This is a genomic window from Thorsellia kenyensis (assembly GCF_042432445.1).
GTDB classification, from domain to species: Bacteria; Pseudomonadota; Gammaproteobacteria; order Enterobacterales; family Thorselliaceae; genus Thorsellia; species Thorsellia kenyensis.
The window spans coordinates 21,069-27,753 of the sequence record NZ_JBHLXE010000044.1 but is presented as its reverse complement, the minus strand read 5'-3'; the positions used below and the strand labels follow the sequence as shown (position 1 = coordinate 27,753).

Here is a 6,685-nt window from a genome sequence, read left to right as displayed (position 1 = left end):
AGATTAAAATTTACTGGCATAGTTATGCCTATGATGAAAAAGTTTGCAGAACATGAAAAAAAATTCATAGTTCAAAAAATGAATTTTTGAGAGTGCAAAAAATCAAAATTAGGTAAGAAGCGAATAAAGGAAAGTACTAAAGTAAGCGTATAGGAATATTATCGAACCAAAAGAGTTAAACACATAGGCATTAGACAAATATTCTTTTAGCTTGTGAAATTAAAGTAATTAGTCAAACGTATTATCTCTATACGACCAAATTATCGGATGAAAATGTTCAGATATCCGTAGAATTACTTCAGTTTATTGATGAATATAATTTCAATTTTAATCTGAGTTAAAATAGTGGATAAAACAAACTAAAAAAATAGGAACTCATGTTATTTCTTCTTATGCTTGCACAAGGGTAAAGCGTGCAGTAAAAGTATTTAAAATCTTTCTTATGCACTCAGGTATATAAAATAAATTAAATTGGATAGTCTCTGTAACATTAAAGGAAGATCAAAGCGCTTTCTATAATAAGATTGCAGCAAAAAATTTGGCATCTCTTAACAGAACTACACTGAATTTATTGCATATAATTCCGCTTCTCGAAATGAAGAAATAAATACCTATGACGGCAAAAATGATCAAATCTGTATTTGATATAAATTGTATTGAATCAGTAATATTTATCTCATCTCATCTCATCTCATCTCATCTCATCTTAGTGATCATTTTATTATTACTAAGCTTAAAAAGTGGACAACAGTTTTAACTCTCTTTTTGATGTAACGCATAAGCAATAGCTATGAATGGCCTACTACAACAAGTAAAACAAGCGTTGAAATGATTTATAAACCTGATGAATTACACTTTAAAAAAACGATCAAACAAAAGTTAATTTGGTAAAGTCAGATGCTTTATTTTTAATACAAGTGTTCTATATCCTTTTAATCTAGATTGAATTTTAATCGTGAATTGTTGCAATAATTGTATAATTGCTTTTTTATTGTGCAAAGAATAATAAAAAGCAAATATTTATTAAAATAACGTGAACTAATTCATGTTTTATAGCCTTTGAATCTGTATACTGCCTGCGCTAAAAAATAAGGAGGCAGAATGAACACAAAGCAAACAAATAAAAAACCTTGGTACAAAATTCTCTATATGCAAGTTTTAGTTGCCGTGGTAATTGGCATCGCATTAGGAATATTTTACCCGCAACTTGCCCAGCAGATGGAACCTTTTGGTAAAGGTTTTATTAAACTCATTAAAATGACGATTGCACCTATTATTTTCTGTACAGTTGTAATGGGGATCGCCGGTATGGACAATATGCGCAATGTAGGTAAAACGGGTGGAATTGCATTGTTGTATTTTGAAGTAATGAGTACAGTTGCACTTATCCTTGGTTTAATTATTGTTAATGTATTAAAACCTGGCCAGGGTATGAATATCGATGCTAATTCACTTGAAGAAATTTCCTCCATTCAAGGTAAAAAATTAGAAACTGTCCCTGAATTTTTTCTTAATATCATACCTGAAACATTTGTTGGAGCCTTTGCAGGTGGTCAAATATTACAAGTACTTTTTGTTGCAGTGATTTTCGGATTCGTTTTACAGCGTCATGGTGGAAAAGAAAATGTCATTTTTATTCAAATTGAAAAATTCTCGGAAATTATGTTCGGTATTGTGGGCGTGATTATGAAAGTTGCACCAATAGGTGCGTTTGGTGCAATGGCATTTACAATAGGTAAACATGGCGTATCTTCATTACTTAACTTAGCACAGTTAATGGGAGTGTTTTATCTAACGTGCCTTATTTTTATATTTGTTATTTTAGGTATTGTCTGTCGATTAAGAGGTTTTAGTGTATTTAAATTGGTTCGTTATATTAAAGATGAATTGTTGATTGTATTAGGTACTTCCTCCTCTGAATCAGTGTTACCACGTATGATGATTAAAATGGAAAAGTTGGGTGTTAAAAAATCATGCGTAGGATTAGTTCTTCCTACCGGTTATTCGTTTAACTTAGATGGCACATCAATTTATCTTACAATGGCAGCTATATTTGTTGCACAAGCGACTAATTCTCCTATCACTATATATGAACAAATTCTCCTTCTTGCTGTGCTCTTTGTTACATCTAAAGGTGCAGCGGGTGTTACAGGTAGTGGGTTTATTGTATTAGCTGCGACGATAGATACCGTTGGCGCAATTCCTGCTGCGGGATTAGGTATTATTTATGGAATAGATAGATTCATGTCAGAAGCTAGGGCACTGACTAATCTAGTGGGTAATGCTGTTGCTACTGTGGTTGTTGGAAGTTTTACTGGTGAACTTGATAAAGATCAGCTAAAAACAGTCTTAAACGATCCGAAGAGTGTTTCTGTAGAACAAATCTAAAATATTGAACCTGGGTAGTAAAATAGGGTAAGCTGACTTATTACCTAGGTTAATAGTTATCTGAATTTCCAAATATTAGTAAATTAATACGTCTAAAAGAACTCAAATCTAGTCCCCTATATTCTATAAATGATTTGATTTCATCTAAATTAAAATCATTATGCAAGCATCAAATAAATGTTTCATTAAGAACTGTAAATACTAAACCCTTTTAAATACTCATTTTAATAATCTAAAAAATATTTCCTCTAAATATATTAAATTATAAGTGAAATATTTACCTTCTATGCTCTTATCATCTTTCTTACTCTAATTTTCATATCTCTTTTAGCTTAGCTAATGTAATTTCCCTATTTTGGTAGTCGTTTCATTTTTTAATAGATTCAATACGACTTTACTAAGCAACTATAAATTTAGCGGGGCAGCAGCGATCCTTAATCTACAAACATCTTTTACAAAACTTACATCAAGTTGCCAATAAAATTTATTTTTAGCGGGATTACAAACACATTTCAATTATAACAAAGAGAGTAATTAGTTAAAATTTGTTTCATTTATTTTATTGTTTCTCATGAATAATTTTGCTCTACTTCAAAATAATGACTAATTTATTCTCACAATCTGAGAATAAATTAGTCATTGCGCTTAACTTATTAGTACTCTGCATTATGTGTATTCTTAAGCATCATTATTTTATCGCTCATTAAAGAATAGAAACTTATAGAAATTGCAATGCAGGGGTAATGGAACATGAATACTCAGTAGAGTCTTTTGTGATAAATAGCTCAATAACTAAATAGATAACTTAATGACCTAACTCCCGAATTGCTAAAACGAATACGGGAGTTAATCGAAAAAATTTAGCTAGCTTTAAATCTAGTGCCAAACCAAAAAAGAAATGTTTAAATTTGTGATGTGTTTTTTTAATTGAGTTTTTAAGGAGGACTATGACTAATAATAGATTACTAGATATTTTGTCCTATATTGCTTGTAAGGAGGGACCCTCATCTCCTTTAATGATTGCTAAGCATTTAAATATACCTGTATCCAGTGTTTATAGATATTTGAGTGTATTAAAAAAAAATCGGTTTATTGTCGATGCGAAAGAGAAAGGAGGCTATGTTTTAGGGGCTATAGCGTTACAAATGGCAAATAATTTTTCTCAAAATAATGGGCTGTTAGACATTGCAAAACCTGAAATGCTGAGACTATCGGTTAAGACAAAAGAAACAGTTGCACTCATGGTACCTTGCAAATTACAAGCCATCTGTGTCGAGCTGGTTGAGAGTCAGCATGCACTTAGATGCTCCTTTTCTGTTGGCAAAGGAACGCCTTTAAATAAAGGTGCAACCGCAAAAACACTTTTAGCGTTCATGGATAAACAAGAAGCACTCCAAGCCATAAAGTACAATCAGAATAGCTTAGACGATGTATCTGTTTTTTTAGCTGAGTTGAGATCAGTAAAAAAGCAGGGCTTTGGAACAAGTCAAGGTGAAGTGGATGAAGGGATCTGGGGTATATCAGCTCCTATTATTAACAAAAATAGGCTGTTAGGGGTTATTACGACTATGTGCCCTGCGATGAGAGCAGAGGGAAGAGAAGCGGATTTGATTGAAGCAACTAGATCATGCACTAAATCAATTATGGAATATTTAACACTCTAATTATGATTTTAAAAGCTCTTATGAACATTATTGGTGTGTTAATTGTTCTTTTTTCCCTAAATAAGTAAGTAAGATAAAGGAGTATTAATAATGACATTTAATTGGACAGGGCGTTCCGATGGTGACGGGATATTACACAGGCGTTGGCATAATATTGTGAAAACAAGAGAGTTAAACCAATTGCAATTGATAACTCAAAATGAAGAGGATAGTTCATCTCATTTGTCGAACCGAAAAGTTAAGTCCAAAATGGCTTTACTTGGACTTAGAACTGATGAGGGAGTTAATCGAAATCAAGGGCGCCTAGGCGCTGTAGAGGGACCACTGTTAATTAGAAAAAAACTAGCAAATATAGCTGTTCATGATGACTACTGCATCACTGATTTTGGTGATCATATTTGCGAGACGAATCAGCTTGAACATTTTCAAGAGGAACAAATCAAAATCGTAACTAATCTTTTGTTAAAAAAATACCATCCCATTTTGCTTGGAGGAGGACACGAAATCGCGTTTGGTAATGCCCTAGGGCTAGCTGGTTATCTTATTAAAGATATAAATTCTAATTCGGGAAACCAAATGGATGCTAAGAAGTCAAGCTTATCCTACACAAGCCCTGATAGAAACATGTACGAGAATGATGATTTTTTTCAGCGGTGTCAAAATATTTTACAAGGTAATCTAGAACCAATCAGTCAGCAGTTTAGTGAAATTAAAATTGGAATTATTAATATCGATGCTCATTTTGATTTACGAGAAGATGATCGCTCAACTTCAGGCACTCCCTTTTTACAAATAGCCAGTGTATTCCAAGCGCTGGGAATTCCATTTCACTATTGCTGCCTTGGAATTAACGTCAATAGTAATACAGCTAAGCTATTTGAAACAGCAAAACAGCTAGCAGTGACGGTTATTAAAGATGAAGAATTGTCCCCTAATAGTTTTTTAGACAGAAAAGATCTCTTAGTTGATTTTATCAAAAATGTTGATCATATTTATCTCAGTATAGACTTAGATGTATTTTCATCTATGCAAGCTCCAGGAGTCAGTGCTCCGTCAGCTAAAGGAATTTCACTAGAAATGGTGGAAATACTTTTGTCTCTTATCTACCAAAGTAAAAAAGTGCGATTAGTTGACATAGCAGAGCTTAATCCACACTACGACATAGATGATCGCACAGCGCAATTAGCTGCCTATTTAGTGACGCAGTTAACAAAATTACAACATATTTATCAACAAAAATAAGCAATTATCACTCTGTGGGAATATGGATTTCTCTTTTATTTAAACGATAGGTATCTTTAACACACATTTTCAAGACGCAATCAATACTTTGTTAATTTTCTGGAGTAAATATGACTCAGAGCAAAAATTTAAGTATTAAACGATTAATTAATGGGAGATATTGGGCTTCACATCACCCACTTGCTGATAAGACGGGCATTTTACATGCTCATGATTTACTTATTCAAAATGAGCAAATTATTGGGCTTATCGCAAAGGATGAGGGGCATTATGCGTTTAATAGTAATGACATAGAATATCATGATTTAAAAAATATGTTAGTAACCCCAGGTCTCATCGATTGTCATACCCATCTTGTCTTTGCAGGAAACCGTGCCTATGAATGGGAAAAACGATTAAATGGTGCAACTTATGAATCCATTGTCAAAGAGGGAGGTGGGATTTTAAGTACGGTAAGAGCAACAAGAGAAAGTAGTGAGGCAGAATTATATAATTTAAGTCTACCAAGATTAGACTCACTCATGAATGAAGGGGTTACAACGATAGAAATCAAAACAGGGTATGGGCTAGATTATGATAGTGAGCTCAAAACGTTAAAGGTCATAAAAGAATTGCAAAACAAGCATTCTATCGATATATCTCCTACTTTTTTAGGTGCACACGCTGTCCCGAACGAATTTATACATAACAAAAGTGCGTACTTAGATTTAGTGATTGACAAAATGCTTCCTGATTTTTTTACCGCAAGACTGTTTGAAGCTGTAGATATTTTTTGTGAAAAAATTGCATTTTCCCTAGACGATGCAAAACGATTATTTGAAAAGGCCCACTCGCTAGGTATACCGATTAAAGCCCATGCAGAACAATTATCTCATTTAGGAGCAAGTGGACTTGTCGCCAAATTCAAGGGCTTGTCTGTCGATCATATAGAGTATCTCGAGGAAAGTGACATTTTGCTTATGAAAAATTCAGGTACAGTAGCAACGCTCCTCCCCTTAGCATTCTATTTTTTAAAAGAGACTAAGCTTCCGCCAATTGATTTATTAAGACGCCACAAAATACCTATAGCGGTGTCAACCGATTTTAATCCAGGTACGGCACCTATGGCATCAATACGATTAGCTATGAATATGGCTGCTGTCCAATTCAATCTTACGCCAAAAGAGATTTTAAAGGGAGTCACAGTTAATGCAGCCAAGGCACTTAATAGATCAACCTCTATTGGAGTTATTTCGCCTAATTATTTGGCTAATTTAGCCATTTGGGCTGTTGATCAGCCTGTGGAAATTTTTTATGAACTAGGTAAAAACCCATTGGTGCAAAGAATATATAAAGGAGAGTTTCGAAAGCATTGAGCAGAAAACCTATCAGTTCATAAAAAGACAGAATAA

Annotated in this window: 4 protein-coding genes; all 4 read left to right on the top strand. The window is 33.5% G+C overall.

The features are described 5' to 3' along the window. Positions 1-1,101: 1,101 nt before the first annotated feature. Complete coding sequence (locus tag ACFFIT_RS04340) at positions 1,102-2,388, top strand: dicarboxylate/amino acid:cation symporter (protein WP_385876425.1); 1,287 nt, start codon at positions 1,102-1,104, stop codon at positions 2,386-2,388. A gap of 947 nt (positions 2,389-3,335) precedes the next feature. Continuing rightward, a complete protein-coding gene (locus tag ACFFIT_RS04335; RefSeq protein WP_385876424.1) occupies positions 3,336-4,052 on the top strand; it encodes an IclR family transcriptional regulator in 717 nt (238 codons plus the stop codon). Positions 4,053-4,142: 90 nt separating this feature from the next. Next, the gene (locus ACFFIT_RS04330; RefSeq protein WP_385876423.1) at positions 4,143-5,294 is read left to right on the top strand and encodes a formimidoylglutamase; all 1,152 of its coding nucleotides are present in this window, start codon (positions 4,143-4,145) and stop codon (positions 5,292-5,294) included. 110 nt (positions 5,295-5,404) lie between these two features. Beyond that, positions 5,405-6,649, top strand: a complete 1,245-nt coding sequence (gene hutI, locus ACFFIT_RS04325) for an imidazolonepropionase (RefSeq protein WP_385876422.1) — start codon at positions 5,405-5,407, stop codon at positions 6,647-6,649. Positions 6,650-6,685 lie beyond the last annotated feature (36 nt).

Excerpts from the sequence above, each read along its gene's own strand:
- ACFFIT_RS04340 (WP_385876425.1), top strand. The coding sequence starts at position 1,102 with ATGAACACAAAGCAAACAAATAAAAAACCTTGGTACAAAATTCTCTAT.
- ACFFIT_RS04335 (WP_385876424.1), top strand. The coding sequence starts at position 3,336 with ATGACTAATAATAGATTACTAGATATTTTGTCCTATATTGCTTGTAAG.
- ACFFIT_RS04330 (WP_385876423.1), top strand. The coding sequence starts at position 4,143 with ATGACATTTAATTGGACAGGGCGTTCCGATGGTGACGGGATATTACAC.
- hutI (WP_385876422.1), top strand. The coding sequence starts at position 5,405 with ATGACTCAGAGCAAAAATTTAAGTATTAAACGATTAATTAATGGGAGA.